Below are 26,157 nucleotides of genomic sequence, written 5' to 3' on the forward strand. Positions count from 1 at the left end.
AGGGTATAGTGGATGTTCACCTTTTCATCAGCGTCTTAGCCATCTCTAGAAAAGCATCCCGGTAATCTCTATCTTTTTTCGTGAATATAGTTAAGCGGACGGGTGATTTTTCATCCTTGAGCAATATGGAAGTGATCACATCATCGCCGCTTTCCACTTCAAAGCCCGTTCCGCCCTCGACATCAAGTGAAGGATCGCTAATTGTTTCTGAAATGCTTTTCAGCTGGGCTTGAACATTTTTTTCCACCTCATCCCAATTGACATCCGCCTTCAACAATTCGATTCTCATATAAATGGAGTCATCTTCAGTCAGGAACACAATATCCTTTCCTGGTTCTTCGGCACTTAATCTGAATTGTTGCAAAACATAGAGGCTGAACGGCTGGTTATCACTTTTTTTTAGGAAAGCTGTTTTTTCTTTTGCTTCCCCGTTAATTGTATACTGCAGGTTTTGCTCCATCAGTCTTACTTTGTTATCACTTCGGTTATTGTGATTATCTCCTTGAGAAGTATTGCCTTCGTTCCCTTCTTTTACTGAATCTTCCTGTGGCTCATCTGCATTTTCGTCTATGGTCGTACCGCAGCCAGACAGAAGAAAAGCGGCGAATGTGACACAGCCAATATAACGTGTCCAACTAATCATGTGTTCCCCTCATCTTTCTGATAGAAATTCCAATCTGAATTTGGATATACCTGCATCAAATACAGGTGTTTTGCCCTTTAATGAATTAGACGGTATGAAATGGAAATGGTTACAAAAAGCGGGAGAATCAATTCGGAGGATTTCGATAAAGTGAAAAACGGGATGGTCATCTAGTAACCATCCCGTTTGAGTACATTGAATTATCCTATGATTTTATAATTTTTATGGTTGACGACGGTTTTCTGTTCAAGTTCCAAATCACGATAATTTTCCATATACGTGACGTCCACGATTACTGAGTTCTCGTTCACTTTCTCGACGATTCCTTTTAAGCCTTCTCTAAATTCAATGATATTTCCAACTTCCGCTTTCTTCATGGTAATCATCCTTTCCCATTTTGTTTCCAATGATCAAAAAGTAACTATGGAGTAATTGGATTATTCGAACATCTTGCAGTTTAGATTTTGACGTGGGAAGTGCTAGTAAGAGAAAAAGTTATCTCTTATGTCGGTACAGTAAGCTAAACTTTTAAAGGAAGGTACGATTTCTTGTAATGAAGCAGATGTAATGATGTGGCATAATTTGGTATATCTTGTGAACGCAGTTATGCGTACCAGTATGTAATTCTATGTACAAAAAATGCCAATCATTTTACATTATGATATTTTACTATACAGTTTGCACTATTTTAAAGCATTCGTAAAGAATTATGTAGCAGTGGGCCTCAAAAAGTTCTGAATTATATTAAGTGGCAAGCTTATGTTAAAATAAAAACGGAATTTCTCCTGTAGAAATGATAGAACATTTGATAATTAAGGAGGACAATCTTATGAATGCAGAAGAAGCAAAAGATGTACTCGATAAACTGGCAAATCGGGAAATGGATGAATTCAGGATAACAAAAGAAGAATTTTTACCTTTTCGTGAGGTTCTTGTTAAAAGGGAAGACTTTAAACATTTTCGGGGGAATGCTCAACATAACGGTGTGATAATTTATACGTATTTAGAAGAAGCGAGAAGTTAATGTATATTTTGGGGGGTGGCTCATGATTGAGCCACCCTAAATTATTCATTATGGAAAAATCAATTGTTTCCTTAATTTATTTAAAGCGGACCTTCTCCATGAATTTACGGCTGCGGTAGTAACTTGATATACTTCAGCAATTTCAGTCACCGTTTTATTCTCCAAGTACGTCTGTAAAAGCCAGCGTTGCTGATTCAGTGTCAATCCATCCGTGTAGGTTAAGATATTATCGATGGCAAAAGCCTCATCGTGTATTGAAAATGGATCTTTAATCTCTAGAATGAAGGAGTCAAATGGTTCGGTGTGGGCTTCATATTTATGGTGGTGCTTTAATTCGTTCAGAATTTTTCCTTTAATTACCGTAAAGGCATAGTTGGAGAACTTACCGTATTCCTCATCGAATTTCCTATATGACTCCCATAAAGCAATCAATCCTACTTGAAAATATTCATCCTTATTTTTATAGATGGAAAGTGAGCGGATTATATGATGGATCATCGGCGTAAATTCAGACGTTAGTGCTGAGAAATCTTCCATTAAGCAAGCCACCTTTAGAAAGTGCACTTTCCTGTATTCCCGGGTGCTTCTACCATAAATAAATCGTTCGGCTAAAGCCAAATGGCATAAAGGGTAAATGGAAGGAATAAACAGTGGGTTTTAAAGGGATTAACGAGGATCTTATTAATAGGGAAATGTTGATTCAATAGAACTTTAATGAGGGGATGGCCAAATGAAAAACACATCCTTAGATTGGATGTGTTTTTCATTTAATGTAAAGCCATATATCATGGGGAGGTGTTCAGTTTATCGACAAAGGGAGTTCAGAATGGTCACATCCCGAACCATGAAAGTAAAACAATTTGCGACACTCCTCCCGAATAACTGTCTGGCCGAGACCCTCTAACTGCTTGCTTTGATGAGGCCCGGCGGACGGTCGGCGGAAAGGGAGCGGATTTCTGAAATCAAGCTGGAACTTTTTTAAATAAAAAAACTGCAGGCAAACTGATCCTCTTTTAAGCCCCCTTATACGTTCTTAATTGTGATTTCCGAAGCGGGCATACTATTAACCATTGTATTTGTTAACTTTGCGATTTTCGGAATCCAGCATCCTGTGCGTCTTGTTCGGTACAAAACATTTCTTCCGGTTTGGTTATTTCGTAATATTGGCCCGAAGGAATGTGATATATTTTGTTGCCTTTAGAGTTTATATTCCCTTTAATTTGCGGGTTACTGCAAGATGCAGTTGGCTTTTCCACTGAAGCTTCTACGGACTTCGAATCATCAAACCCCTTTGAAGTTGCATAGTTTTCAATTGACCAAATACCGATTTCGTCTTTTTGGGCTTGTTTCTGAATATTTTCCAATTCATCTAGATATTTCGTGTTCGGTGCATAAACATAGGCTACCCTGGCCAGTCCTTTTTCAAGCAGGAGTTTATTCACCATTTTACCGTCAACATAAAAATAGGCCAGCAGTCGGCCATATTTATCTCTTTCACCTATGCCAGTTTCTACTTCCACTTCAGAACCCGCTGGCATTAGTTCCTTGGTGAATTTGCTTGCTTCAGGTCCAAAAGGCTGAACGGGCTTGGATGGGTGCACGGTTTCTGGAGTATCTACCAAAAGGAGCCTGACCGTTTCTTCATTTCCATTAGCCATTTTGATTTTTATTGTATCTCCGTCAACAACTTTAATGATCTCGGCTGTGAATGTCTTGCCTTTTTCTTCATTTGAAGAACCCGCACTGGATCGGATGTCTTCGTTGGAAATTGAATCTTCCTGTTTGGATTGCTTAATTAGGTTATCTGATGCAGCCTGGCAGCCAGACAACGTGATCAGGCAAAGTGCAGTCAGGAGAAAAACATTCAGATAAGAATGTAAAAAGGAATTTCCGTTCATGATAAGTCCCTCCATTTATTTAGGTGTTTTCCACGTCCGTCATGGATATATTCGGCAGGAATAATACTAACCTATAAAAAAGGGAAAGAAAATGAAAATCATTGAAATTTTTACATCATCGCTACCTCATATCATGATAGTTTCTTATAATGATAAGGTGGAAGTAAGGGAGGCAGGCGTGTAAAAATGATATTTAGGCTTGAAAATATTAGGTATAAAGGGATTTTGAAAATTGATGATTTGAGAATATCCGCTTGTATGGTTACTTGTTTGACCGGGGAAAGCGGTGCAGGGAAAACCTCACTGCTCCGATTATTGAACAGGATGGATGACCCGGATAGCGGTTCGATCTATTATCAGGATCGGTTGCTGGATGAATTCAACCCGATAGAGCTCCGGCGTAAGGTCACAATGCTTTCTCAGGCACCGTTCACTTTACCGGGTACGATTGAAGAAAACCTGCAGATTGGCCTGGAATTGACCGAACGGGAAAAAAAGGATAAAGCCGAATTGGTTAAAGCACTTGAAACCGTCCAGTTGCAGAAGTCTTTAGACGAGGGGGCGGAGAATCTTTCTGGCGGAGAGAAACAGAGGCTGGCACTGGCGAGGTTACTTTTATTGAAACCAGAGATGTATTTGCTGGATGAGCCGACTTCAGCTCTTGATGAAGAAGCCGAGCTGACGGTCATGAGCCGTTTTTTAGAAGAAGTGAAGCGGGAAAAAGGAACGGTCATCATGATAACCCATTCAAAACAGCTTGCGGAAATATGTGCTGAAAAGAGAATCGTTCTGAAAAAGGCGAAGGAGGGTGACTATTAATGGAGGCGAATGGGATAATAGATATTGAGTTCTGGCGTCTTTGTGCGGCTTACCTATTTGTAGTGATTCTGCTCATAATCGTGAAATGGCGAGGGATTTCACGGGAAAAGCAAATCATGCTCGCTACGGTACGGATGACGGTCCAACTCATTCTTGCCGGATATGTTTTGACATATATCTTTGAAAATCCCCACCCTTTACTTTCTTTAGGATTTTTATGTGCGATGACCCTGTTTTCCATCCATAATATTTTTAAGCAAGTGCCTTATACAATTAATAAGAAAATCAAAAGGATGGTTATCCTAAGTATGTTGTCAGGACCCATGGCGGCCTTGTTTTATTTTAATGTGGTCGTGATCCATTTCACGCCATGGTATGAGCCGAGGTATTTCATTCCAATTGCAGGGATGATCGTGGGGAATGCCATGACTGGAGTGACATTGGCGCTTAAAAACCTCCATGATGGGATTAGCAGTAATCGTGAAAAGGTGGAAGCGATGTTGATGCTTGGGGCGACTCCAGCGAGGGCTGTGAAGAAATATGTGGATGCTGCATTCGACTCCGCAGTGCTCCCGACTTTGAACAATATGCTCGGGATGGGGATTATCTTCCTTCCAGGAATGATGACAGGGCAAATCCTGTCTGGGATAAGCCCGCTCATCGCCATTGAATACCAGATTGCAATATTAATCGGGATTCTCGGAAGTGTTTCATTAACGGTGGTCCTTTTCATTATGCTGAGTTTCAGGGCTTTTTTTACCAAAAATGCACAGTTGTCCATTTAATCTTTGAAGAATCTGAAAAGTAATAGTTGCAGTTCCATCTATATTTTTGTAATATTTTGTAGGTACCAATAGTTTTGGTTTGTTTGTTGGGAATGATAATGCTATTCTGATAAGGAAAAGGGCATTTCTTTTTTCATTTCTTTCCTGAGTGGATGGAGAAACTCCCTTACATAACCTATTTTTGTTAATTTATCTTAAAGGAGATTGATTTATATGGTAGAAAAAACATTTACAGTAACTGCAGAAACAGGAATTCACGCCCGTCCGGCTACATTGCTTGTACAAGCTGCAGGAAAATTTGATTCAGAAATAAACCTTTCTTATAAAGAGAAAAAAGTGAACCTTAAGTCCATTATGGGTGTAATGTCACTGGGTATTGGCCAAGGTGCGGAAATTACGATTTCTGCTGAAGGAAGCGATGAAAATGATGCACTAAATACACTTGCTGAAACGTTGAACAGAGAAGGATTAGCAGAATAATGTCCACTTTGATTAGTGGAATAGCAGCTTCAAACGGAATAGCCATCGCTAAAGCCTATCGACTGACAGAGCCAGATTTATCGATTGAAAAAAGAAGCATAGAAGATGTCGGGGCGGAAATATCCCGTTTTAAGGAAGCTATTCAAAAGTCAACAAATGAATTGGAGATAATCAGGGATAAAGCCGAAAAAGATTTAGGGGCCGATAAAGCCGCTATCTTTGACGCACACCTGCTTGTTTTGGCTGATCCGGAACTTATAACTCCCATTCAGGATAAAATACAATCAGAGAGCGTCAACGCTGAGTTTTCCTTAAATGAAACCGCAAGCATGTTCATTACGATGTTTGAACAAATGGATAATGAATACATGAAGGAACGGGCAGCGGATATCCGTGACGTCACGAAACGGGTACTGTCGCATCTTTTAGGTGTTCATATTCCAAATCCAAGCATGATTGCTGAAGAAGTGATCATCATTGCGGAGGATTTGACTCCATCCGATACAGCACAGTTGAATCCGGCATACGTCAAAGGGTTTACGACCGATATCGGTGGACGTACATCCCATTCAGCCATAATGGCACGTTCATTGGAAATTCCAGCAGTCGTTGGAGCAAAATCAGTGACCTCGTCCATTGAAAATGGTGACTTGGTCATTATTGACGGGCTAAAGGGTGAAGTGCACATAAATCCTACTCCGGAACTCGTGAAACGCTACGAAGAGGAGCAGGAAGCCTATGCCATGCAAAAGGCTGAGTGGGCTAAACTGGTTCATGAACAAACCGTTACAAATGATGGCCATCATGTGGAATTGGCTGCAAATATCGGTACTCCGAAAGATCTGGATGGCGTTCATCAAAATGGCGGTGAAGGCATCGGGTTATATCGTACGGAATTTCTTTATATGGGCAGAAATGACTTTCCAAGTGAAGAAGAGCAGTTCGAGGCATACAAAGCGGTGCTGGAAGGTATGTCAGGTAAGCCTGTAGTCGTCAGAACGCTTGACATAGGCGGAGACAAGGAGTTGCCTTATTTAGAGCTTCCTAAGGAAATGAATCCCTTCCTTGGATACCGTGCGATTCGCCTTTGCTTAAATGAGCAGGAGATTTTCCGGACTCAGCTCCGTGCCCTGCTTCGCGCAAGCATTTATGGGGATTTGAAAATCATGTTCCCGATGATCGCCACACTAGCTGAATTCCGTGAGGCTAAAGCCGTCTTGGCTGAAGTTAGGCAGGAATTGCTTGATAATGGCATTCAAGTTGCCGAAAAAATTGAAGTCGGAATTATGGTTGAAATCCCTTCAACTGCAGTGATGGCTGATATATTTGCTAAGGAAGTCGATTTCTTCAGCATAGGCACTAACGACCTGATTCAGTATACGATGGCCGCTGACCGAATGAATGAGAGAGTATCTTATTTATATCAACCATATAACCCAGCGATTTTACGCCTGGTTAAAATGGTCATAGATGCAGCTCATAAAGAAGGGAAATGGGCCGGGATGTGCGGGGAAATGGCTGGAGATGAAATTGCCATACCGATTTTGATCGGATTGGGTCTTGATGAATTCTCAATGAGTGCCACTTCGATTTTAAAAGCACGTTCTTTAATTAGCCAACTTTCGCTTGAAGAGATGAAAAAACTATCTCAGGAAGTTTTAGGGTTGGATACGAATGATAATGTGAAAGAAGCGGTAATTAACGCTTTGAAGAAATAAAAAAAATGAGGAAAAATGGCACCCCATCCACAGAATCTTCGGATGGGGTGCTTTCCTATAATTTTTGCTTGAACATTTAAGAAAAAATGTTTATTGCACCAAAATGGGGGTAAATAAAAAGCAAGCACAGTTGTTTAGCTCTATTAGGGCAGCTGACATTCTCATTTCCCCCTTTGACGCCGGTTGGGTTATCCAACCGGCAATTTTTTTGTGACCGCTGGATATAAAAAATCACAATAATGATTATTCAGATTTTTCACTTTTCGAATATGGCGATATAATGGAATTATAAATTTGAGAAAATGGAGGTCATGATAAAATATGGAATTACATTTGGAAAAGAAAAATGCCTTGATCTTAGCTTCAAGTCAAGGTTTGGGGAAGGCCATGGCAGCTGAATTGGTTAAAGAAGGAGCAAATGTCATGCTAGCCAGCCGTGATGGAGAAAAGCTTGCTGCCGTGCAAAGGGAAATATCGCAGCTTGGGGCGGGTAAAGTTGCTTATATGGTAACGGATATAACAAAAGCTGAAGATATTAAAAGCTTGGTTAGGCAGACTGCTGAAGAGTTCGGAGGTATCGATATTCTTATTAATAACGCCGGAGGTCCTCCAGGGGGTTCATTTACAGATTTCAATGATGAAGAATGGCAACAATCTTTCGAACTTAATTTACTAAGCTTCATAAGGACAATCCGAGAGAGCTTGCCACATTTAAAAAAACAGGGCGGGAAAATTGTTAATATTGCTTCTTCATCCATTAAGGAACCGATTCCAGGATTGATTCTATCGAATACATTCCGGACTGCAATCGTTGGATTGTCAAAGACGTTAGCTTCAGAATTAGCACCAGACCGGATATTGATCAATACAGTTGGACCAGGAAGAATCGCAACGGACCGCGTTCAGCACCTTGATAAAATGAATGCAGAGAAACAAGGCGTCACTCCTGAGGAGATGACTGAACAATCCATTAACAAAATCCCTGTTGGCCGTTATGGGGAGCCTGAGGAATTTGCAAAGTTCGTTACTTTCCTTGTTTCAGGTGCCAATACATATTTAACGGGGCAGTCCTATTTAGTTGACGGAGGAATGATAAAGTCCATTTAAGGATTTTTGAAACAAAATGATTTGGAGGAATCTGCAGTGATACAATCGAACAAAGTGATCGGCTTCATAGGTTTAGGAGTTATGGGAAAAAGCATGGCCGCAAATCTACTTAAGGCGGGATTTGAGGTATTTGTTTATACAAGGACGAAGGATAAGGCAAGTGAACTGCTCTTACAGGGTGCGAAGTGGGCATCTGCACCAAAGGAAATTGCGCAGAAAGCTAATGTGATCATTTCCATGGTAGGATACCCTAGTGATGTGGAAGAAATCTATCTTGGGAAAAATGGGCTTATCGAAAACGGGAAACAAGGAACCCATTTAATCGATATGACGACCTCGACTCCGTCTTTGGCAGTGAAAATAGCGGAGGAAGCCAAGAAAAGAGGCATGGAATCATTGGATGCACCGGTTTCCGGAGGAGATATCGGTGCCCGTGATGCAAAGCTTACGATCATGGTCGGCGGGTCTAGTGAGGCATTTGAAGCGGTCCTGCCCATTTTTGATATCATTGGCAGCAATGTTGTCCATCAAGGCCCGGCTGGTTCGGGACAGCATACGAAAATGTGCAATCAAATCGCCATTGCATCTAATATGATCGGAGTGACTGAAGCGATTTCCTATGCCCAAAAGGCGGGGTTGGATCCGGAACGGGTATTAAGAAGCATATCATCGGGTTCTGCCGGAAGCTGGTCACTGTCCAATCTTGTGCCGCGTATGGTTGAAGGGGATTTTGAACCTGGTTTTTATATCAAGCATTTTATCAAGGATATGAAGATTGCACTTGATGAAGCGGAAAGAATGGGAATGGACGCTCCTGGATTAAGCCTAAGCAAATCCCTATATGAGGGGCTGGCAGAAGCTGGCGAGGAAAATAGCGGTACACAGGCGTTATATAAACATTATAATTAAGTGCTAGCATTTCTTTACCATGAATAAGCTGATAGCGACAGCCTTTACAAAAAGGAGTGAAAGCTATGGGCGAATTCGATGATATTAATATGAAATTCCAGGAATTAGAAGATGGTCGATATATTGTAAGGATTGAAGGCTTTAAACGAGAAAAAACCATTCATCAAACAAAGCCCATTCGTTGGGATCTGAAATTAATGAATGAAAGTCCGCTAATCTTGCCGGTGAAATTCAGTCATATCGAAACGAATGCCGGTTTTCAGATCCTGATGCGCGAATTGAAGAGTTTAGGTTTTTCAAAGCCGCGCTCCGCAAAGGAATTTGAAGAAGTGATGGCTGATTTACTTGGATCCATCGTTGAAGTGAGCCTTACCACGACAAATAAGGAAGAAGGATATCGGGAAATTCGTTTTTTACGGAGATTGTATTAGTTGACTGGTTTTGTGAAAAACCTTCGGTAGCCTGACATCTTTGAAAATTAGGAAAGTGGCCTTCAATTGTTCATTCAATTGAAGGCCACTTTTTTTTTCGGTTACTTTTTAGCTAAAAAAGCTTCAATACGGTCCAAAGCCTTTTCAAGGGTTTCCATGGAATAGGCATAAGATATCCTGAAGTACCCTTCGCCAAGGGGAGAGAAGGCATCTCCAGGGACCACTGCCACTTTTTCCTGTTGAACAAGCTTGAGGCAAAAATCAAGGGAAGAGGCATAGCCTTCTGGCAGCTTTATAAAGAAGTAAAAGGCACCATTTGGTTTGACTATTTCCAGTTCCATCGCTTGTAAGCGACTGTATACGTATTCCCGTCTCCGGGAATACTCAGTCTTCATGGGAATGGCATCATCTCTGCCTGCCGTCAATGCTGCCAAGGCAGCTCTCTGCGATATGGAGGAGGCACAAGTTACATTGTATTGATGAACCTTCAGGATATGCTGAGAGATGGCTACAGGCGCAAACAGAAGGCCAATCCTCCACCCGGTCATGGAATGGGACTTGGACAATCCGTTCAGGACGATGGTTTGTTCTTTTAAGAAAGTGGCAATCGAAACATGCTCCTGATCGAATACCAGTTCACTGTATATCTCATCAGCCAATATGAATATGTCCTTGCCCCTTACAAGTTCGGCAATGTCCAATAATTCTTCGGCAGATAATGTTACCCCGGTCGGATTCGATGGATAGGGCAGAACGATGCACCGTGTATGATCGGTTATGTACTTTTCAATTATATCTGCAGTCAAACGAAATCCATTTTTTGTTGTATCGGCATAAACAGGTGTTGCACCGCACATCTTAATGATGGGTTCATATCCCGGATATACCGGACCCGGTAATATTACTTCGTTCCCTGGGATGAGAATCGTCCGAAAGGTAATATCTATGCCTTCGCTGGCACCAGAAGTCACTAGGACTTCATTCGCCGGATCATAGCTAAGCTTGTATTTATCCTTTACATATTTTGAAGCGGCTTCCCTTAATTCCAGATAGCCGGCATTGTGAGTATAAACGGTATAGTCATTATCGATGGCTTGTTTTGCCGCTTCTTTAATATGCATTGGAGTTGGAAAGTCAGGCTGTCCTATCGTTAAGGAAATGGTGCCTTCGATATCAGCGACCATATTGTAGAATTTACGGATTCCTGATATTTGTACGTCTTTTACTAGAGGGTTTATTAAATGTTCCATCTATGAATATCCTCCCTTATCTAACTACATGAATTATGTTATGTTTGACTCATTCATTCTATTTTATCATTTAGTTTGGATGGGGGAGAAAACTTTTTGAGATTAATGAATTAAAGGTATAATGTATGATAAGAAAATTTTGAGGGTTGATACATTTGATAAGGACTTGCGCAATTACTTCTAATCAAGAAATCAGTTTTGATTTACCGCTAACGGAAATGAATAATCCGGATATCGAGTGGTTCTGGGTTGATTTTTCCAACCCCACAAACAAGGAAATCGAACTTTTATCCAATCATTTTCACTTTCACCCGCTGGCAATTGAAGATTGCCTGGATGATTTTAATCAACGTCCAAAAATGGATTTTTATGAGGGTTACCAATTTCTTGTGATTCATGCTCTAAGGGAGAAGGCATTAAAAGCAGTGGAATTGGATATGTTCGTTGGTGAAAAATGGATAGTCAGTTTTCATAAGGAAGATATGATTGAACTGGAAAAGGTACGGGAAGAAATTGCTGGTAATAAAATGTTGAAGCAGAGTCCCTTTTTCTTGATGCATAGGATAATTGACAGGATCGTCGATGAATTTTTCCCACCTGTTTATAAAATTGAAAGCGAATTGGGTAGCATTGAGGAAAATACTGAAAATGACACGATTAACGAATTGATGGATCAGCTTTTCGATTTACGTACAGATATGTCCAGGCTCCGTCGGACCATATTGCCGATGCGTGACTTATTGTACAGAATGATTTCATCGGAGCGACTGAATTACTTGAAAGATCAGCACCTTTATTTTAATGATGTGTACGATCATCTTCTTAAATTGGCTGAAATGCTTGAATCCTATCGAGATTTTTCATCCGATATACGTGATAGTTATTTGTCTGTGAACTCTAATAATATGAATTCAACGATGATGACATTGACTGTCATCACTACCATTTTCATGCCGCTGACCTTCATAGTGGGCGTATATGGGATGAATTTTGAATATATGCCGGAATTAAATTGGCATTATGGCTATTTCCTCATTCTTGGAATGATGGGCGGAATTGCCTTGATGATGTTTTTATTCTTTGTTAAAAAAGGTTGGCTCAATCCAAAGAATACGTCGCGAAAGAGATGAAATGACCCAACTGGCCTGCTATTCTAAGTTTCATTTGAGATGAGTATTTTTTTATAATGGAAATTGAGGGAAAACGAATGGTTTATTCGTTTTAATCGGGGGGACCATCATCAATTCACTTTTCCACATGCATATAAGCTTTATTTTATATTCTTTGTTGCTTTCCTCTAAATGCGAATAGGGTTTGGAAGGGATGAAGGGCGTTATTTTGCGACCACCCTATCAGGTCTGCTTTATACCCATGTCGGTTATATCATGGAGGGGGGAATGTCGAAGAGACAGGCCCTTTACGATCGATATGATGGGCGGAATGGCAATGGTGAAAAATGAACTTGGAAAAAGGGGGACTCTGATGGGTCCCTTTTTAGTTTGGCTTCAATAGATAATCACTTCTTGATCCTTTTTTTATCTGTGCTCTAAACAAAAGAAATATTTAACCGAATTATTAGGTATGAGTTCATTGATAAAACCATAATTTTTCGTGGAATTATGAAATGAAAAAGTAAGAGAAGGGCGAGATGACACAATGGAAGCAAATAAAGGAATATTACTGGAAAGTGGCACGAATGAGCTTGAGATAGTGGAATTCGGTCTCGGAAAGAATAAATTCGGCATTAACGTAATCAAGGTGAAGGAAATCATTAATCCTGTCCCCATCACGCTTGTCCCTCATTCCCATCCAAATGTGGAGGGGATCATTGAACTTCGTGGAGAAGTCCTGCCAGTTGTGAATGTGGCGTATGCTTTAGGATTTCCGCCATCTGAAACTCCTGAGCAGGATAAATTCATAGTGGCTGAATTCAATCAGCAAAAAGTGGTTTTCCATGTCCATACCGTAACACAGATCCACCGTATTTCCTGGTCCCAAATCGAAAAGTCTTCGGATATGTATCAAGGCCTTGAAAGTCAGATTATCGGAGTAATAAAATTAAATAGAGAAATGTTACTATTACTTGATTTTGAAAAAATAGTGGTCGAAATCAATCCAGAATCAGGAATAAACATCCAACAGGTTAAAAAGCTTGGTACCCGGCAAAATTCAGACAAGAGAATCCTGATTGCAGAAGATTCTCCATTACTGAGAAAGCTGCTTTTTGATACATTGTCAGAAGCGGGATTCAAGTACTTGGAGTTTTATGAAAATGGACTTGATGCATTTAATTATCTGGAGAATTTAATTGAATCAGGAAAAGTGGTTGAAGATGAAGTGCATCTTGTAATTACCGATATTGAGATGCCTCAAATGAATGGACATCATTTGACTAGAAGAATAAAGGAAAACGGGGAACTCGCTGGGTTGCCGGTGATTATTTTCTCTTCTTTGATTACTGACAGCCTTCGTCATAAAGGTCAGGTCGTAGGGGCTAACGCACAAATCAGCAAGCCAGAAATTGCAGAGCTTATAAAGTTGATAGACAGATTGGTATTATGAATGTGAAAACGGGCCGATGAGGCGTTACCTCACGGCCCGTTTGGTTTATCAATGATTAATACTTGGAACCTTTTCCTAAAAAGGAGGATGGGAATGGATTGTGAAAAGGTTGCTTGACCGACCCACGTCCGTGAGCCTTTTTCTCGATGTTGGTATTGTTCGGTTGTTTTTCACCTGCTTGTCCAACGTAAGTTTGCAGGATCTGTTTTGCCTTGGATAATGACAACGCGGCTTTAGGGTTCCGTATGGAAGCTGCCCGGCTGCCGAGGTGGGGTAGTTTTTTCAAATCTTCCTTTGTGGGAGGTAAATGAAAAACATATGATCCGCATTCGACAATGACGTCGGATTGTTGTGCTGCAAAGCGAGGGTTATCAGAGAAATGAAGTCCAATCTTCTTCGCTTTTCCTTCTTGCATAAGCTTGCTTAATGCGAGTCGTTTTAAATTATATAAATTCTTGGGCTCCAATGCAGTCTTTGCATGTTTATTGACAATAAACACGGCTTGGGCAAGGGAGTTTATCGAAAACTCATCCCTTTCAGAATGTCCTTTCGTTTGGTTCATTGTGGAAACTCCTTTTCTTAATGAGGTTAGAAGGACGTTATAAACAGACTTCCTTCAGTAAAAACCCGTTTTTATATATTGGTTGAAATAGAGACGTGTGTGCAACCAGGCAGAAAAAAGTGAAAAAATAATGCATGTACATCTCTAGGGTATGACCATCATTTCCCAACACTTTACCATCTATTCATTTTCATATTATACCACTTCAAAATATATAGGGAAGTAAAATTCAATCCGACGCCTTTTAGTCCAAGAAAAAGAAGGCGCTTTTGTCGCCTTCTTTCCAACCCTTATTTAGTGTATATATTGATATTTTCAGATACCCCAGCCTGTGCGCCGAATTGTTGCTGGTTACCCTGAAAGCCTTGATAAGCAGGGTACGCTGGATAAGCGGGGTAAGGAGGGTAAGCGGGCGGGTATGGAGGAGGATATGGAGGATAGACAGGATAGATAGGTGGACGGTTATTGAATAGCAACGGTCCAATTGCCAATCCTGCAACAAAAGCTACAGGCGCCAATAGCGGAAAGAAAGGAAAGAAGCGCTCGTCATTCCAATATTCAGGTCCATATTCATTCCCATATGCATTTCTGTAATCGTTCTGTAGCATAATGGTCTGCGGATAGTGGTAGTAAGGAAAATACTGTGTTTGCATAATTTGCCTCCTTTTCTCAAATTCTTTACATAGTATGGATTTTTTTAAGAAAAGAGCCTGTTTCATCTTAATCTGTTATAATGAATCTACTTATGAGAATAATTTGGGGGGACCTTGATGGATCGGTTTAAAAGCATTTTTGCAGTCGGTTTTGGAGGAGCGGCTGGAGCGATATTGCGATATTGCGTAATCTTGACTGCTGGTCATTCCTTCTTCCCGTTTGGAACCCTCTTAATAAATATAGTAGGCAGCTTTTTACTTGGAATGATCAATGGCTATTTCGCCTCGAAAAAGAGATCGCTTGTTTTTTTAGCGCTGGGCAGCGGGTTTTGCGGCGGTTTCACCACGATGTCCACATTTTCACAAGAAGTGGTGGATCTACTGCAGACTTCTCTGGCATTGGCGGGACTGTATATTGGTGCCACGCTTTTTTTTGGTTTGGTTGCTGGTTTCTTCGGACTGGGACTTTTTAATAGACGGAGAGGTGAGTCCCTTTGATTGAGGTTCTTTTGGTATTTATAGGAGGCTTTTTGGGAGCGGCCTCAAGATATGTCTTGCAGATTATTTTTAATAGGCTATTGCCAGCCGTCTCGATACCCATTAGCATTTTACTGATTAACCTTATAGGTTCCTTTGGGCTTGGAATGGCGCTTCCACAGAAAGAAAGCTGGGCTTTATCTTTGCAGGTTTTTCTGACAATAGGTTTCCTGGGTGCTTTTACGACCTTTTCAACATTCAGCATGGAAACACTTGAACTTATTAGGAAACACCGTTATATAGATAGCCTTATCTATATAACGGTGTCTGTTTTAGGGTGTATCGGAACTTTCCTGTGCGGCTATTTAAGTATGGTATAACCTTTATGGCAACTACCATTTGGTACTGGTAAAAAAAACCTGGTTTTCTCAGATATACTTCTAATGCTATAATTCATAGGAGTCCATTACACATGATTTATGGCAACAAGTCGTTTTATTCGCACAGGTTTTGTTAAAAAGTCTGGCGGTTTTCCCCTGTATTCTTTTCCTATCATTTTTCGGATTGGAATTCGTAAACTGTCAACTCCGGACGTGAAAGGAAACGATATGGGAGACGGGTAGTGCCAAGCCCTCTATTAACATGTAAAGTTAATGAATCGATTTCATACGTGCCTTCCCGGTACTTTTCAGCGTATGGGGGAGTTACAAGGGCACCGGCAAAGGGGATTTGTACTTGTCCTCCGTGACTGTGACCGCTTATTTGATACTGGATGTCATAAGTCCTTGATGTGTCGGCAAGGTCAGGGGCATGCGAAAGCATAATGGTGAACACTTCTTCAGGAATGCCAGATAGTGCTTTTTCAAAATCAGGTTTTCCTAGCATGGCATCATCAACCCCGGCAATGACTATTTCTTCAGCCGTTAATAAGGTAATCTTAGTTGAGGTATTTTGCAACATGGTAAAATGGGATTTTTCCATGATATCGCTGTAAATTTCTGAGCCATATCCCCCATGATCATGGTTACCGTAGATGCTGAACTTTCCAAGTGGCGCTTTGAGCTGATTTAAAACGAGAGGGATTTTCTGGTAATCCTTATATTTATTAGGCTGGTCCATCAAATCTCCGGTAAATAAAATAACATCAGGGTCCAGTTGGTTTATCTTATTGACAATTGCTTGTAAATCTTTAAGCTGAAATTGAAAGCCTAAATGCGTATCACTGAATTGGACCATTTTCATGCCATGAAAACCTTTTGGGATAAGCGGGTGGCTGATGATTTTATGCTTGATTTCTAACCACTTAGGTTCCAAATTATGGGCATAATAGTTTCCGCCAATACCTAAACCGGTTAAGGTAGCCAATGTACCAAAACTTTTCTTTAAGAATGTTCTTCTGGATATGGGTTTATTCAAATTAATCAACCTATCTAATATAAAAATGTTACTTCCTCATACTAACAAACAATATACATAAAATGAAGAAAATATCTTCTATGAGCATATGAAAAACATGTAAACTGGAGTTTGATGAAACCGTATCCGGTTTGAAATTGAACATCTATACGGAGGTAACATGATGACCGAACCAATGTTTATTACACTGATTATACTTCTATGCGCGATCGCGCTTTTTATACAAGGGAAATTTCGAGCAGATTTAATTGCACTTAGTGCACTATCCATTCTGGGTTTACTGGGGATTCTTACATTGGATGAACTAGTGGCCGGGTTTGCGAACCAAGTGGTCATCATGCTGGCTGGGCTATTTATAGTCGGTGCCGGCCTGTTAAATACAGGAATCGTGGAAAAGGCAGGAAATAAGTTGTTGGGTTTATGTGGGGGCAGTGAATGGAAATCGCTGCTTATCGTCATGCTGACAGCAGGAATATTAAGTGCCTTTTTAAGCGGAACAGGAATTGTTTCCATACTGCTTCCGCTCGTTATGAGCATGGCCTTAAAACAAAAAACAAGTCCGACAAGGTATTTATTGCCACTTGCCTATGCAAGCAGTATTGGAGGGCTATTAACACTGACAGGTACTCCCTCCAATATGATCGTTGCTGATGTCTTACGGCAAAACGGAATAGGGACATTAGAGTTTTTTGACTTTACACCCGTGGGCTTGATCGCCTTTGCAGCAGGGTTATTCTTCATGTTGACACTCGGACGCCTGTTGCTTCCCGAGAAGACGATTGCCGCGAACAATAGTGTCAAGGGACTGTCGGCAGGGGAGCTTGCAGGCATGTACAAAGTATATGACAGATTGCATTATCTGCATATACCCGCTACTTCTGATATTGTTGGAGAAAGGCTGTCTGACCTCCAGCTTCCTATTCAGTATGAATTGACTTTGATTGAAATCCAGCGGAAGCCAAAGGATAAGCAATTACCGCTGTTGCAAAGACAGCTGACGATTTCAGCAAGGGCGGATGAGGTTCTTCATCCTGAAGATATCATTTTGGTGTTTGGGGAAGAAGAAGCAGTTGAGAGATTGGCACTTAACTATGAACTGGAGTTTAAACATTTCAATACCGAACAAATAAAGAAACATTTTCTTAGCAGTAGATTTGGATTGACAGAAATATTGATCGTCCCGAACTCGGATTATGAAAATCAAACCTTGATTGATGTGCATTTTCGTGAGAAATACCAATGTAATGTGCTTGCAATCAATCGGAATGGCGAATATATTCAAGCCGATGTCGGAACGGAACGCCTTAAACCGGGGGATGCAATCCTGATACATGGGGAATGGGAGAACATTGAGAGGATTTCCTCGGATTTACAGGATGTCATCGTTATTGGAAGTACCTCGGAAGATGGCTCTCCGGTCAACTCCAAGGGCAAAGCATGGATTGCCTTGGGAATCACTGCATTGATGGTCATTCTATTATCGATGGAGTCCGTCCCTGCCGTACTATCGGTATTGACGGCCGCATTGTTGATGGTGATCACTGGCTGTGTCCGTTCGATGGAGGATGCTTACCAAAAGATTAACTGGGAACCTGTTCTTTTGATTGCAGCCATGTTCGGAATAACGGCTGCATTGGATAATACGGGCGGAGTGAGGATGATAAGTGATTGGCTGGCCGTTTTATTCAGTAATATCGGGGCACACGGCATATTAGCGTTCTTTTATCTCCTGACACTGATCCTGAGCCAATTCATCCCGTATGGAGCCGCGGCGGTAATCATGACGCCCATTGCACTGACATCTGCGGTGAATCAAGGCATCGATCCCCTACCTGTGTTTATATGCCTTGCCGTTGCTGGCAGTTTGGCGTTATCGACTCCAAGGGTTGCCACTACCAACGCGCTTGTGATGACGGCGGGTGATTACAAGCATAAAGATTTTATCATGATCGGGATATCCATACAGATCTTCATTGGCGTTATCATGGTGATCACGATCCCGTGGTTCTTCCCTTTTTGATAAGACATAAGGCATTGTTCCATTTATGGACAATGCTTTTTCAATGTGTTTCTTTTCAAATGGATTGGATGAATGTGGTTCTGAAAAAAGAGTTATGCAGTAGGAATTAAAATATTTATTATCAATGCAAGAAACTAATGGTATAATTTTGGCATATTGGTGTTTTCGTAATTAGGGGGAAGATGCATCATGGATACAGAAAAGATATTAAAGAATTTAGACAGGGTGACACCATTCTTTCAACCGATTTTCAGTGCAGATCAACATCAGGTAATCGGGTATGAAATTCTAGGGCGCTATGAGGAACAATCGGAATATAAAAGCCTTGGACCTTTTTTTCACAATTCTGCAGTGCCGGAAGAGTATAGGGTGGAAGTGGATAATTACGTACTTGAAATTGCTTTGGAGAGAATAAAAGACTATGGTGAAGATTTTCTTATCTTTATCAACAGGGATCCTAATTTGCTTATGCTGGATCATGGCGAAGAATTCATGGAGATTTTACATCGTCATTTTCAACCGGAGGAAATGCACCGGATCGTACTGGAATTATCAGACACAATCAGCCCGGAAAACTTAGATCCTTTGCAGCATGTGCTTGCTTACTTTAGAACATATGGGATTAAGATAGCTTTAGATCATTTAGGACAAGATACGCAATTGGACCGAATCGCACAGATTTCTCCGAATATTTTAAAAGTTAACCTGGACCAGCTTCGCATTTCAGGTGGAGATGCCTATCAGGTAATCCTGTTTTCTCTAAGCATGCTTGCGCGAAAAATCGGCGCCAATTTACTATTTGAGAACATTGAGTCCGAATACCAGCTTCGTTTTGCATGGAAGAATGGGGGACGATATTATCAAGGGTATTTTTTGGCGAAACCGGAAGGCGAATTCATTAATAAAGATTTACTTCGTGAAAAATTCCATCAAGAATGTCAGTCCTTCATTTCTTTAGAGACCAAGAAGCTTGAAGCCGTTTATCAAAAGACTTTGCAATTCAACGAGAATATGCAAAATTTCTTAAAACAGCAAAAGCGGAACGGCTCCCATGAAGATTTTCTCGGTATTTTGGCGAAAAAGTTGGATTCTGTATGTTTTCGGCTTTATATTTGTGATGAAGAGGGGTATCAAAAATCCCCCAATATCCTACATAAGGACGGGCAATGGTTAGTCCAACCCAATTATATGAATAAAAATTGGAGCTGGAGACCTTATTTTCTCGAAAATATCGTAAAGATGCGCAATGAGAAAAAAGGAATACTATCCGATTTATACAGTGATATCGAAACGGGGGAAACTATACGGACCTTTTCATATCCCCTGAATAATAAGGAATACATTTTCTGTGATCTTTCTTATAGTTATTTATATGAAAATGAAGCACTATTATAAATATCGATTCATGAATATAATCGCTTTAAATGTGTAACGATAAGCAGAAATGATGCGCTTGGAGGAGACATATTTTGAGCACGTACATCTGGATTCTAATCATAATCGTTACAATCATGGCATTATATCTGCTCTTTTATACTTATTCTGTAGCAAGGGCACAGAAAGTGAAGGCCAGATATGATTCGACTATCGATGATTCCGTTAAAGAACATCCTTATTTAATGAACCCGGTATTCGTTTCCCTTTTCGTCGGGACGATTTTGGTTGCCGGTTTTATTTTTTACTATGCTTTTCGATAATTGTGAGAGGGAGATTTCAATATCATGAAATCTCCTTTTTTATTGTGAAGAATGGGTAATGGTATCAAGGTATCCCGAAGAATTTGATTTTGTAGTTTGGCTTTGATTTTGACGGGTATTGAAAGGCATAGGCAAAAATCATAACCATTAGGAGAAACTCTATAACAAGGAGATGATTGTAATGAGGAAGTATCTAGTTGCATGTCTTGCCAGTGTCCTTTTATTTTTGAGTGGAGGGTTCACTGCTTCAGCGGAGGGCTTACATAGAGAGGAAGTACTATCTTTGGTACAGGATGCCATGGAGAACCAAGGTTCGATCAGTGAGAAAGTACGTACTAAGGAAGCGATAGAAGGGAAGTTGGATAAACATTTCACAGGTGATTTCATCAAGAAGTTTGTCCAAGCGAATGTAGTGAAAGTCGATGGCGGTTATACCGCATTTGGATCAGATTTCGCTCCGTATTATATCCCTTTTTTCAGTTATGACAAGAATACGGAAATTGTATATGGGAAAAACGGTGATGTCATTTATGTTCAGGAGGAGTTCCAGGACACTGGGGACGGACCGGTATCGATGGAAAAACATGTTGAATCAGTTACTTTGAAAAAGGAAAATGGCGTTTGGAAGGTAATGGATGTAAAGTATGAAAGTGATAAAATGAAATAAGGAAAGTTCTTTAAATTGAAAAATATGGAGTTGAAATGAAGAAGTCTAGAGGAGGTCACGGCCTTCTCTAGACTTTTTTTATATATTCAGTTCTTTTTTTATTTCGTCCAATTCAAAACCAACAATGGCTTTCCCATCGATGACGACCGTAGGTGTGGAATAGGCACCGTATTTATTCGTTAATTCTTTTCGGGCTTGTCCATCTGCTTTAATATCCTTTTCTTTGTAAACGACATTATTATCATCAAAGAACATTTTCATGATTTTGCAGGGAGGGCAATCAGGTTGGGTATATAGCGTAACGTCTTTCATTTCAATCCTCCATGTATTCTTTAGGTAAGGTTTATTTTTTCATTATAGAGGATGCCAGGACATTTGAATAGGAAAACACCCCAAGTACCGTTCTACTTAACTTTTTCCTGTTTTACCAGATAGTCTATCAATCCCATGGAACAAACATTCAGGTCCATGGCGATGATTTCAAAAACAGGATGATCTGTGGTGATTCCTTTTTCGCCTAAATGAAAGGCGACTTCCGTGAAAATATTTTTACTGGTCGCTGCCACTCGTTCCTCAAAGCTCGCATATTCCTTATATGCCGACTTGGCAGTCGCAACAAATTTAGGCAGCCAGTAATGAAGTTGTTTATATACTTCCTTAGGGTTTTCGGAAACCCCATAATGGCCAAAATATATACGTTCGACGCCGATGCTTTCATACAATTCCGCTGCTGCAAGCATCGCTTCGGGGTTAAATTGGTTTGGCGATGTGGAAGGTAAGTAAAATTCCAGACCTTCTTCATCGAGTTCACGATAATAGATGCCTATGGTGTCACCTGAAAACATCCCTTTTGAAACCGAATCGAATATGCTTAAATGATGGTTTGCGTGCCCGGGAGTGTCATAAAAGGTCAACTTTGAATTATCACTTGTTTGCAGGGATTCCCGATCATGTTTAATCAGCATTCTTTCAAACGGAATAGGTAAAATCGGATCGAAAAGCTTGTTGAATTCTTCACCATAGACTGCTTTAGCCCCAGCAATCAAACGTGTTGGATCTTCTAGATGACGTGCACCTTTTGGATGGACGATCACTTTGGCGTTCGGGCAATGCTGTAAAAAAAGTCCTGCTCCACCTGCATGGTCCAAATGAATATGGGTAAGAATGATATATGTAATATCTTCGAGGGCGATTCCCAAATGTTCGAGCCCCTTCATTAAGTGGGGGATGGAAGGGCTGGCGGAAGTTTCGACTAATGTGATGTCTTCATCGGCAATTACATATGTACCTGTACGATTTCTTCTATCCAAATCAAAACCATCAATCAATGAAATGCGATAACCAAGTTCACTAATGTTTTGCAACAGAATCTACCCCCAAAAAATTTTTCATGTACAAAATCCATTCCTTATTTTATTCTGTTAATAGTGCCATGTAAAGAATGAAGTTTTAAATTATTCTGAATTTATTTCAGCGTGGCTACTGGATAGAAAAGTATGGTATAGTGAAAACCTATCGAAAAGGTTTTATTCAGAAAGGAGAGGGAGTATGTCTCAATTACAGGGCATCCTTACCAGATTGAAAAGTCTTCAAGAGCAAGCGAAGGAATCTGAATCTGCTCAACGTTTTTTTGAAATAGATGGTGTGAAAAAGTGCCAGGTTACATATTTCAGCAAAACAGAAATGTTCGAGCTTGAAGTATACAGTGATAAAGGGAAATCATCCAAATATCAATTCGATAATATTGATATGATTACCATTGAAATCTTTGATCTTCTTCAATCTTAAAAAAATTACGAAAAGCCGCCTCCTTTGGAAGCGGCTTTTTTATTGTGAATGAAGCAGTGAAATTTACACATCTTATTAATTGGAGGGATGTAAAATGAAAAATCCAATGGTAATATGCCCAGCATGCGGTGAGGAAAGAGAAATGGATAATGTATTAACGGCACAATCGAACCAAAATGTGATTTATCAATGCCCGGAATGCGGTTTTAAACAGGTTAACATCAAAACTAGTAAAGGCTAAAGATCTCTTGCAGAAATCCCGCCGTTTGGGATTTTATTGGTCTAGGAATGAGCCTTTTCTGCTTACATATGTTAAACTATAGAAAGAGCTGTATATAAAAACATATGGTAAGGGGTTTTAACATGATCGGTACTCATGATGGGGATTTATTGGAATCCAGCGTTAAAGACTTAATGATTTCTTCTGAACGCGTGGCCCACGTGCAGGTAACCAATAATTTAGAACATGCACTATTGGTATTAACAAAGAGCGGTTATACGGCCATTCCTGTGTTAGATCCGATGTATAAACTGCATGGTTTAATTAGCACACCAGTCATTCTTGATTCAATCTTGGGACTGGAACGAATTGAATTTGATAATCTTGAGAATAAAAAAGTTTCCGAAATAATGAATATAGAAATACCTCGCCTGCATATTGAAGATACATTGACCAAGGGTGTGGAATTGTTGATTGATCATCCTTTTGTCTGTGTGGAGAATGACGAACATGTATTTGAAGGTATCTTAACGAGAAGAGCAATCCTGAAAAAGGTATTTAAACAAAATACACCCGATAAATAAGTAAGGCTTAAAATGATAGTTAACCTCAAGACTCGCCAGTTGGCGAGTTTTCTTGTTTTTACATATTTAATCCAGCTAGTGGTAAAGTCTATAAACAGTAGGGTCTATTAGGGGAGGATGCTGAAATTGGGCCAAGAAGTGAATAGTGCTAAGGTGCAGAATAAAAAATTGAAACGTCCCTTCATATTAGCTGCCATCATGTTGGCTATGTTTATGAATGCTATTGAAGGAACGATCGTTTCGACGGCAATGCCAGCCATTGTAAGTGATTTAGGCGGTTTTTCACTTTACAGCTGGGTGTTTTCAGGTTATTTGCTAATGAACGCTGTAACAGTCTTGATATATGGAAAGCTATCGGATATTCTCGGGAGAAAACCTGTTTTATTATTTGGAATCATTGTCTTCTTAATTGGCTCCCTTCTTTGCGGCTTTGCAGATTCTATGACGGAACTCATCATATATCGCTTTATACAAGGTTTTGGGGCGGGGGCAGTAGCTCCTGTAGCTTCGACAATTGTTGGTGATATTTATAAAAATGAAGAGAGGGCACGCGTTCAAGGGTATCTATCGAGCGTGTGGGGCATTTCGGCTGTCATGGGGCCAGCTTTGGGCGGCTTGCTCGTTGAGTCCCTGACTTGGAAGCTTGTCTTCTGGATAAATATCCCTTTGGGCTTATTATCTTTTATTGGGATTTGGTTTTTCCTTCATGAAAATATCGAAAAGAAAAAACGTGATATCGATTACCTAGGTGCAACGCTATTGACGTTATCCATATCCACTCTTATGGTGATACTCGTAGAAGGAGGAGTGAAATGGTCATGGGCTTCAGCTCCAGTCATATCCTTGGCATTAGTGGCCATCATCACCTTCATCTTATTCATTCTTCAGGAAAAGAAAGCGGCCGAACCGATGATGCCATTTGAAATTTGGCAGGAGCGTTCCATTCTGATTGCCAATCTTGTATCCCTGACGACAGGGGTGATGATGATCGGATTATCAAGTTTCCTCCCGACATTCGTTCAGGGGGTGATGGAACGCTCGCCTACGGTAGCTGGTTTTACATTGACAGCCATGTCAATTGGCTGGCCGATCGCATCAATGGTCTCTGGCAGGTTATTGATGAAAATAGGATTCAAATCAACCTCCCTCCTTGGAGGGTGTTCATTGATCCTTGGGAGCTTGATCCTGGTGTGGATGAAGCCGGAGGCTGGGCCGATTATTGCTGCCATGGGATCCTTCTTTGTCGGTGTAGGCATGGGCTTGACTTCTACCTCATTCATTGTCGTCATTCAAAAAACCGTCAGCTGGGAACGAAGGGGCATTGCGACAGCTTCCAATATGTTCATGCGTAATTTAGGAAATACTGTAGGTGCTGCATTACTTGGAGGAATCATGAATATGAGGCTTCAAGCCTACTTGAATGAACATGCGCCAGCCGGCTCGGGAGTGACGATAGATACGGCAAATAAACTGTTGAACAGTGAAGAACGCATGTCGCTTCCTGAAAATGTGGTAAATGTTTTACAGGAAGGACTTACATTGTCTCTACAGACTATTTATCTAATTGTTCTAGTCTTCTCTGTAATCAGCTTCCTGTTACTTACGAGACTAAGGAAGAATAAGAAGGCGTAGGGAAAAAAGGCAGACTCTTTATATGGAGAGTTTGCCTTTGCATTTAAGGAAACGCGACTCTGATGACCAATTGAATTAACAATGCGATCGTAACCGAATGTAAAATGAATTTCAATTGTCGAGTGGAGATTTTTTGCGCCACACGCAAGGCTAGCTGTGATCCGATAAGGGAACCGATCGTGTAATAAATGGCAATCTCCCATGCAATGTTACCGGCAATGAAATAGGTAATGAATGCAGCTGTACAGCTAATGAAAGTTTGGAATCTAGTAAAGGCCAGGGATTGAAGGTAGGTGGCACCATTTCTTAAAAAGGTATACATGAGCATGGTTGCCTGTCCGGGTCCGAACATTCCGTCATAGACACTGATTCCGAATAGGGATGGATAAACCTTTTTTGGGAGATGCCAATCCGATTCATCGGAAGGTTGCGGTTTTTTTATGAAATTCATGATCAAAGCGACAGTCAAGAGACAGATGGCTAACAAATTCATTGCCTTCTCAGAGAATGAATTAGCAAGCAGGCCACCGCATAAGCCACCGAAAAGGGCAAATGGGATTAACTGGAGGGCATCCTTCAATTTTAGCTGTTTTTTCTTGAATAAAATATAAAAGCTAGAAAAAGAAGAAAACATATTGGAAAATTTGACTGAACCAATAACCTGGTGTATGGGTAAACCTATCAAAAGAAGGGATGGCATTCCGATAAGGCCGCCGCTCCCAGCCAATGTGCCGACAAAGGATGCTGCAAAACTGATGACAAGCAGTAAAATGATCGTCAAAGGATATTCACCCCGTTTCTTTTCTCTTGTATTA

31 protein-coding genes are annotated in these 26,157 nt (G+C 40.5%); 20 read left to right on the forward strand and 11 right to left on the reverse strand.

The window, feature by feature from the left end; genetic code table 11:
• Positions 1-16: 16 nt before the first annotated feature.
• Both MKY17_RS07320 and MKY17_RS07325 read right to left on the reverse strand, forming a co-directional pair.
• Positions 17-643 carry a hypothetical protein gene (locus MKY17_RS07320; RefSeq protein WP_098371165.1) on the reverse strand — a complete coding sequence of 209 codons (627 nt, stop codon included), beginning with the start codon at positions 641-643 and terminating at the stop codon, positions 17-19.
• 200 nt (positions 644-843) lie between these two features.
• Positions 844-1,020, reverse strand: coding sequence for a DUF2187 family protein (locus tag MKY17_RS07325; RefSeq protein ID WP_064505160.1), 177 nt, complete (start codon positions 1,018-1,020; stop codon positions 844-846).
• Positions 1,021-1,472: 452 nt separating this feature from the next.
• Here MKY17_RS07325 and MKY17_RS07330 point away from each other — a divergent pair, with 452 nt between their 5' ends.
• Positions 1,473-1,667, forward strand: a complete 195-nt coding sequence (locus MKY17_RS07330; RefSeq protein ID WP_098371164.1) for a hypothetical protein — start codon at positions 1,473-1,475, stop codon at positions 1,665-1,667.
• A 48-nt stretch (positions 1,668-1,715) separates the two neighbouring features.
• Here MKY17_RS07330 and MKY17_RS07335 read toward each other — a convergent pair whose 3' ends face one another.
• Together MKY17_RS07335 and MKY17_RS07340 are read right to left on the reverse strand one after the other, a co-directional pair.
• Entirely contained in the window at positions 1,716-2,204 is a 489-nt protein-coding gene (locus MKY17_RS07335) for a sigma-70 family RNA polymerase sigma factor (RefSeq protein WP_098371163.1), read from the reverse strand.
• Positions 2,205-2,746: 542 nt separating this feature from the next.
• On the reverse strand, positions 2,747-3,565 hold the full coding sequence (locus MKY17_RS07340) for a thermonuclease family protein (protein WP_098371162.1): 819 nt from the start codon (positions 3,563-3,565) through the stop codon (positions 2,747-2,749).
• A 186-nt stretch (positions 3,566-3,751) separates the two neighbouring features.
• Between MKY17_RS07340 and MKY17_RS07345 the strand changes: the two genes are divergently transcribed.
• The 7 genes from MKY17_RS07345 (at position 3,752) to MKY17_RS07375 (ending at position 9,814) form a co-directional block, all read left to right on the forward strand.
• On the forward strand, positions 3,752-4,384 hold the full coding sequence (locus MKY17_RS07345; protein ID WP_098371161.1) for an ATP-binding cassette domain-containing protein: 633 nt from the start codon (positions 3,752-3,754) through the stop codon (positions 4,382-4,384).
• Entirely contained in the window at positions 4,384-5,169 is a 786-nt protein-coding gene (gene fetB / locus MKY17_RS07350) for an iron export ABC transporter permease subunit FetB (RefSeq protein WP_098371160.1), read from the forward strand. The genes MKY17_RS07345 and fetB overlap by 1 nt, the downstream gene beginning before the upstream one ends.
• A 213-nt stretch (positions 5,170-5,382) precedes the next feature.
• Entirely contained in the window at positions 5,383-5,649 is a 267-nt protein-coding gene (locus MKY17_RS07355; RefSeq protein ID WP_076366836.1) for a phosphocarrier protein HPr, read from the forward strand.
• The gene (gene ptsP, locus MKY17_RS07360) at positions 5,649-7,367 is read left to right on the forward strand and encodes a phosphoenolpyruvate--protein phosphotransferase (RefSeq protein WP_098371159.1); all 1,719 of its coding nucleotides are present in this window, start codon (positions 5,649-5,651) and stop codon (positions 7,365-7,367) included. The genes MKY17_RS07355 and ptsP overlap by 1 nt, the downstream gene beginning before the upstream one ends.
• 321 nt (positions 7,368-7,688) lie before the next feature.
• Positions 7,689-8,474 (forward strand): SDR family oxidoreductase, encoded by a 786-nt coding sequence (locus MKY17_RS07365; protein WP_098371158.1) that lies wholly within the window; start codon positions 7,689-7,691, stop codon positions 8,472-8,474.
• A 36-nt stretch (positions 8,475-8,510) separates the two neighbouring features.
• Complete coding sequence (locus tag MKY17_RS07370) at positions 8,511-9,383, forward strand: NAD(P)-dependent oxidoreductase (RefSeq protein ID WP_260397988.1); 873 nt, start codon at positions 8,511-8,513, stop codon at positions 9,381-9,383.
• A 65-nt stretch (positions 9,384-9,448) separates the two neighbouring features.
• Entirely contained in the window at positions 9,449-9,814 is a 366-nt protein-coding gene (locus tag MKY17_RS07375; RefSeq protein WP_034314117.1) for a hypothetical protein, read from the forward strand.
• A 101-nt stretch (positions 9,815-9,915) separates the two neighbouring features.
• On the opposite strand, the gene MKY17_RS07380 is transcribed toward MKY17_RS07375, so the two are convergent.
• Positions 9,916-11,064: an aminotransferase A gene (locus MKY17_RS07380; protein ID WP_098371157.1), complete on the reverse strand. Its 1,149-nt coding sequence runs from the start codon at positions 11,062-11,064 to the stop codon at positions 9,916-9,918.
• A gap of 146 nt (positions 11,065-11,210) precedes the next feature.
• On the opposite strand from MKY17_RS07380, the gene corA reads away from it, so the two are divergent.
• Together corA and MKY17_RS07390 are read left to right on the forward strand one after the other, a co-directional pair.
• The gene (gene corA / locus MKY17_RS07385; protein WP_179891040.1) at positions 11,211-12,194 is read left to right on the forward strand and encodes a magnesium/cobalt transporter CorA; all 984 of its coding nucleotides are present in this window, start codon (positions 11,211-11,213) and stop codon (positions 12,192-12,194) included.
• A 526-nt stretch (positions 12,195-12,720) separates the two neighbouring features.
• Complete coding sequence (locus MKY17_RS07390; RefSeq protein ID WP_098371156.1) at positions 12,721-13,626, forward strand: chemotaxis protein; 906 nt, start codon at positions 12,721-12,723, stop codon at positions 13,624-13,626.
• 55 nt (positions 13,627-13,681) lie between these two features.
• Here MKY17_RS07390 and MKY17_RS07395 read toward each other — a convergent pair whose 3' ends face one another.
• Entirely contained in the window at positions 13,682-14,188 is a 507-nt protein-coding gene (locus tag MKY17_RS07395) for a YkyB family protein (protein ID WP_098371155.1), read from the reverse strand.
• Between the two features lie 290 nt (positions 14,189-14,478).
• Complete coding sequence (locus tag MKY17_RS07400) at positions 14,479-14,841, reverse strand: hypothetical protein (protein ID WP_179891039.1); 363 nt, start codon at positions 14,839-14,841, stop codon at positions 14,479-14,481.
• 117 nt (positions 14,842-14,958) lie between these two features.
• Between MKY17_RS07400 and MKY17_RS07405 the strand changes: the two genes are divergently transcribed.
• Together MKY17_RS07405 and crcB are read left to right on the forward strand one after the other, a co-directional pair.
• Positions 14,959-15,339, forward strand: coding sequence for a CrcB family protein (locus MKY17_RS07405; RefSeq protein ID WP_098371154.1), 381 nt, complete (start codon positions 14,959-14,961; stop codon positions 15,337-15,339).
• The gene (crcB, locus tag MKY17_RS07410; protein WP_098371153.1) at positions 15,336-15,698 is read left to right on the forward strand and encodes a fluoride efflux transporter CrcB; all 363 of its coding nucleotides are present in this window, start codon (positions 15,336-15,338) and stop codon (positions 15,696-15,698) included. Before MKY17_RS07405 ends, crcB begins: the two co-directional genes overlap by 4 nt.
• A 172-nt stretch (positions 15,699-15,870) precedes the next feature.
• Here crcB and MKY17_RS07415 read toward each other — a convergent pair whose 3' ends face one another.
• Positions 15,871-16,734, reverse strand: a complete 864-nt coding sequence (locus MKY17_RS07415; protein WP_098371152.1) for a metallophosphoesterase — start codon at positions 16,732-16,734, stop codon at positions 15,871-15,873.
• A 163-nt stretch (positions 16,735-16,897) separates the two neighbouring features.
• On the opposite strand from MKY17_RS07415, the gene MKY17_RS07420 reads away from it, so the two are divergent.
• The 4 genes from MKY17_RS07420 to MKY17_RS07435 all read left to right on the forward strand — a co-directional run bounded on the left by MKY17_RS07420 (position 16,898) and on the right by MKY17_RS07435 (position 21,118).
• Positions 16,898-18,754: an SLC13 family permease gene (locus MKY17_RS07420; protein WP_286177009.1), complete on the forward strand. Its 1,857-nt coding sequence runs from the start codon at positions 16,898-16,900 to the stop codon at positions 18,752-18,754.
• Positions 18,755-18,943: 189 nt separating this feature from the next.
• Positions 18,944-20,149 (forward strand): EAL domain-containing protein, encoded by a 1,206-nt coding sequence (locus MKY17_RS07425; protein WP_098371150.1) that lies wholly within the window; start codon positions 18,944-18,946, stop codon positions 20,147-20,149.
• Positions 20,150-20,223: 74 nt separating this feature from the next.
• Positions 20,224-20,451, forward strand: coding sequence for a hypothetical protein (locus MKY17_RS07430; RefSeq protein WP_098371149.1), 228 nt, complete (start codon positions 20,224-20,226; stop codon positions 20,449-20,451).
• A gap of 181 nt (positions 20,452-20,632) precedes the next feature.
• Complete coding sequence (locus MKY17_RS07435; RefSeq protein ID WP_179891038.1) at positions 20,633-21,118, forward strand: DUF3993 domain-containing protein; 486 nt, start codon at positions 20,633-20,635, stop codon at positions 21,116-21,118.
• Between the two features lie 78 nt (positions 21,119-21,196).
• Here the strand turns inward: MKY17_RS07435 and MKY17_RS07440 are convergent, their stop codons facing one another.
• Both MKY17_RS07440 and MKY17_RS07445 read right to left on the reverse strand, forming a co-directional pair.
• Positions 21,197-21,430, reverse strand: a complete 234-nt coding sequence (locus tag MKY17_RS07440; RefSeq protein WP_076366808.1) for a glutaredoxin family protein — start codon at positions 21,428-21,430, stop codon at positions 21,197-21,199.
• Between the two features lie 92 nt (positions 21,431-21,522).
• Complete coding sequence (locus MKY17_RS07445; RefSeq protein WP_098371147.1) at positions 21,523-22,482, reverse strand: MBL fold metallo-hydrolase; 960 nt, start codon at positions 22,480-22,482, stop codon at positions 21,523-21,525.
• A 184-nt stretch (positions 22,483-22,666) separates the two neighbouring features.
• Here MKY17_RS07445 and MKY17_RS07450 point away from each other — a divergent pair, with 184 nt between their 5' ends.
• The 4 genes from MKY17_RS07450 (at position 22,667) to MKY17_RS07465 (ending at position 25,342) form a co-directional block, all read left to right on the forward strand.
• Positions 22,667-22,906 carry a YkuJ family protein gene (locus tag MKY17_RS07450; RefSeq protein WP_034314086.1) on the forward strand — a complete coding sequence of 80 codons (240 nt, stop codon included), beginning with the start codon at positions 22,667-22,669 and terminating at the stop codon, positions 22,904-22,906.
• Positions 22,907-23,000: 94 nt separating this feature from the next.
• Positions 23,001-23,147 carry a hypothetical protein gene (locus MKY17_RS07455; protein ID WP_098371146.1) on the forward strand — a complete coding sequence of 49 codons (147 nt, stop codon included), beginning with the start codon at positions 23,001-23,003 and terminating at the stop codon, positions 23,145-23,147.
• 122 nt (positions 23,148-23,269) lie between these two features.
• Entirely contained in the window at positions 23,270-23,710 is a 441-nt protein-coding gene (cbpB, locus tag MKY17_RS07460) for a cyclic-di-AMP-binding protein CbpB (protein WP_063232001.1), read from the forward strand.
• 126 nt (positions 23,711-23,836) lie between these two features.
• A complete protein-coding gene (locus tag MKY17_RS07465) occupies positions 23,837-25,342 on the forward strand; it encodes an MDR family MFS transporter (protein WP_286177008.1) in 1,506 nt (501 codons plus the stop codon).
• Positions 25,343-25,385: 43 nt separating this feature from the next.
• On the opposite strand, the gene MKY17_RS07470 is transcribed toward MKY17_RS07465, so the two are convergent.
• Positions 25,386-26,123, reverse strand: coding sequence for a sulfite exporter TauE/SafE family protein (locus tag MKY17_RS07470; RefSeq protein ID WP_098371144.1), 738 nt, complete (start codon positions 26,121-26,123; stop codon positions 25,386-25,388).
• Positions 26,124-26,157: the final 34 nt, after the last annotated feature.

Source organism: Peribacillus sp. FSL P2-0133 (assembly GCF_037975445.1).
In the GTDB taxonomy this organism is placed as follows: Bacteria; Bacillota; Bacilli; order Bacillales; family DSM-1321; genus Peribacillus; species Peribacillus simplex_E.

What these genes read in the sequence shown, in the direction of transcription:
- MKY17_RS07375 (WP_034314117.1), top strand. Translation starts at nt 9,449, where the DNA reads ATGGGCGAATTCGATGATATTAATATGAAATTCCAGGAATTAGAAGAT.
- cbpB (WP_063232001.1), top strand. Translation starts at nt 23,270, where the DNA reads ATGATCGGTACTCATGATGGGGATTTATTGGAATCCAGCGTTAAAGAC.
- MKY17_RS07425 (WP_098371150.1), top strand. Translation starts at nt 18,944, where the DNA reads ATGGATACAGAAAAGATATTAAAGAATTTAGACAGGGTGACACCATTC.
- MKY17_RS07395 (WP_098371155.1), bottom strand. Translation starts at nt 14,188, where the DNA reads ATGAACCAAACGAAAGGACATTCTGAAAGGGATGAGTTTTCGATAAAC.
- MKY17_RS07435 (WP_179891038.1), top strand. Translation starts at nt 20,633, where the DNA reads ATGAGGAAGTATCTAGTTGCATGTCTTGCCAGTGTCCTTTTATTTTTG.
- MKY17_RS07335 (WP_098371163.1), bottom strand. Translation starts at nt 2,204, where the DNA reads ATGGAAGATTTCTCAGCACTAACGTCTGAATTTACGCCGATGATCCAT.
- MKY17_RS07390 (WP_098371156.1), top strand. Translation starts at nt 12,721, where the DNA reads ATGGAAGCAAATAAAGGAATATTACTGGAAAGTGGCACGAATGAGCTT.
- MKY17_RS07405 (WP_098371154.1), top strand. Translation starts at nt 14,959, where the DNA reads ATGGATCGGTTTAAAAGCATTTTTGCAGTCGGTTTTGGAGGAGCGGCT.
- MKY17_RS07345 (WP_098371161.1), top strand. Translation starts at nt 3,752, where the DNA reads ATGATATTTAGGCTTGAAAATATTAGGTATAAAGGGATTTTGAAAATT.
- MKY17_RS07320 (WP_098371165.1), bottom strand. Translation starts at nt 643, where the DNA reads ATGATTAGTTGGACACGTTATATTGGCTGTGTCACATTCGCCGCTTTT.
- MKY17_RS07340 (WP_098371162.1), bottom strand. Translation starts at nt 3,565, where the DNA reads ATGAACGGAAATTCCTTTTTACATTCTTATCTGAATGTTTTTCTCCTG.
- MKY17_RS07455 (WP_098371146.1), top strand. Translation starts at nt 23,001, where the DNA reads ATGAAAAATCCAATGGTAATATGCCCAGCATGCGGTGAGGAAAGAGAA.
- MKY17_RS07325 (WP_064505160.1), bottom strand. Translation starts at nt 1,020, where the DNA reads ATGAAGAAAGCGGAAGTTGGAAATATCATTGAATTTAGAGAAGGCTTA.
- fetB (WP_098371160.1), top strand. Translation starts at nt 4,384, where the DNA reads ATGGAGGCGAATGGGATAATAGATATTGAGTTCTGGCGTCTTTGTGCG.
- MKY17_RS07365 (WP_098371158.1), top strand. Translation starts at nt 7,689, where the DNA reads ATGGAATTACATTTGGAAAAGAAAAATGCCTTGATCTTAGCTTCAAGT.
- MKY17_RS07450 (WP_034314086.1), top strand. Translation starts at nt 22,667, where the DNA reads ATGTCTCAATTACAGGGCATCCTTACCAGATTGAAAAGTCTTCAAGAG.
- MKY17_RS07330 (WP_098371164.1), top strand. Translation starts at nt 1,473, where the DNA reads ATGAATGCAGAAGAAGCAAAAGATGTACTCGATAAACTGGCAAATCGG.
- MKY17_RS07400 (WP_179891039.1), bottom strand. Translation starts at nt 14,841, where the DNA reads ATGCAAACACAGTATTTTCCTTACTACCACTATCCGCAGACCATTATG.
- MKY17_RS07440 (WP_076366808.1), bottom strand. Translation starts at nt 21,430, where the DNA reads ATGAAAGACGTTACGCTATATACCCAACCTGATTGCCCTCCCTGCAAA.
- MKY17_RS07355 (WP_076366836.1), top strand. Translation starts at nt 5,383, where the DNA reads ATGGTAGAAAAAACATTTACAGTAACTGCAGAAACAGGAATTCACGCC.
- ptsP (WP_098371159.1), top strand. Translation starts at nt 5,649, where the DNA reads ATGTCCACTTTGATTAGTGGAATAGCAGCTTCAAACGGAATAGCCATC.
- MKY17_RS07380 (WP_098371157.1), bottom strand. Translation starts at nt 11,064, where the DNA reads ATGGAACATTTAATAAACCCTCTAGTAAAAGACGTACAAATATCAGGA.
- MKY17_RS07420 (WP_286177009.1), top strand. Translation starts at nt 16,898, where the DNA reads ATGACCGAACCAATGTTTATTACACTGATTATACTTCTATGCGCGATC.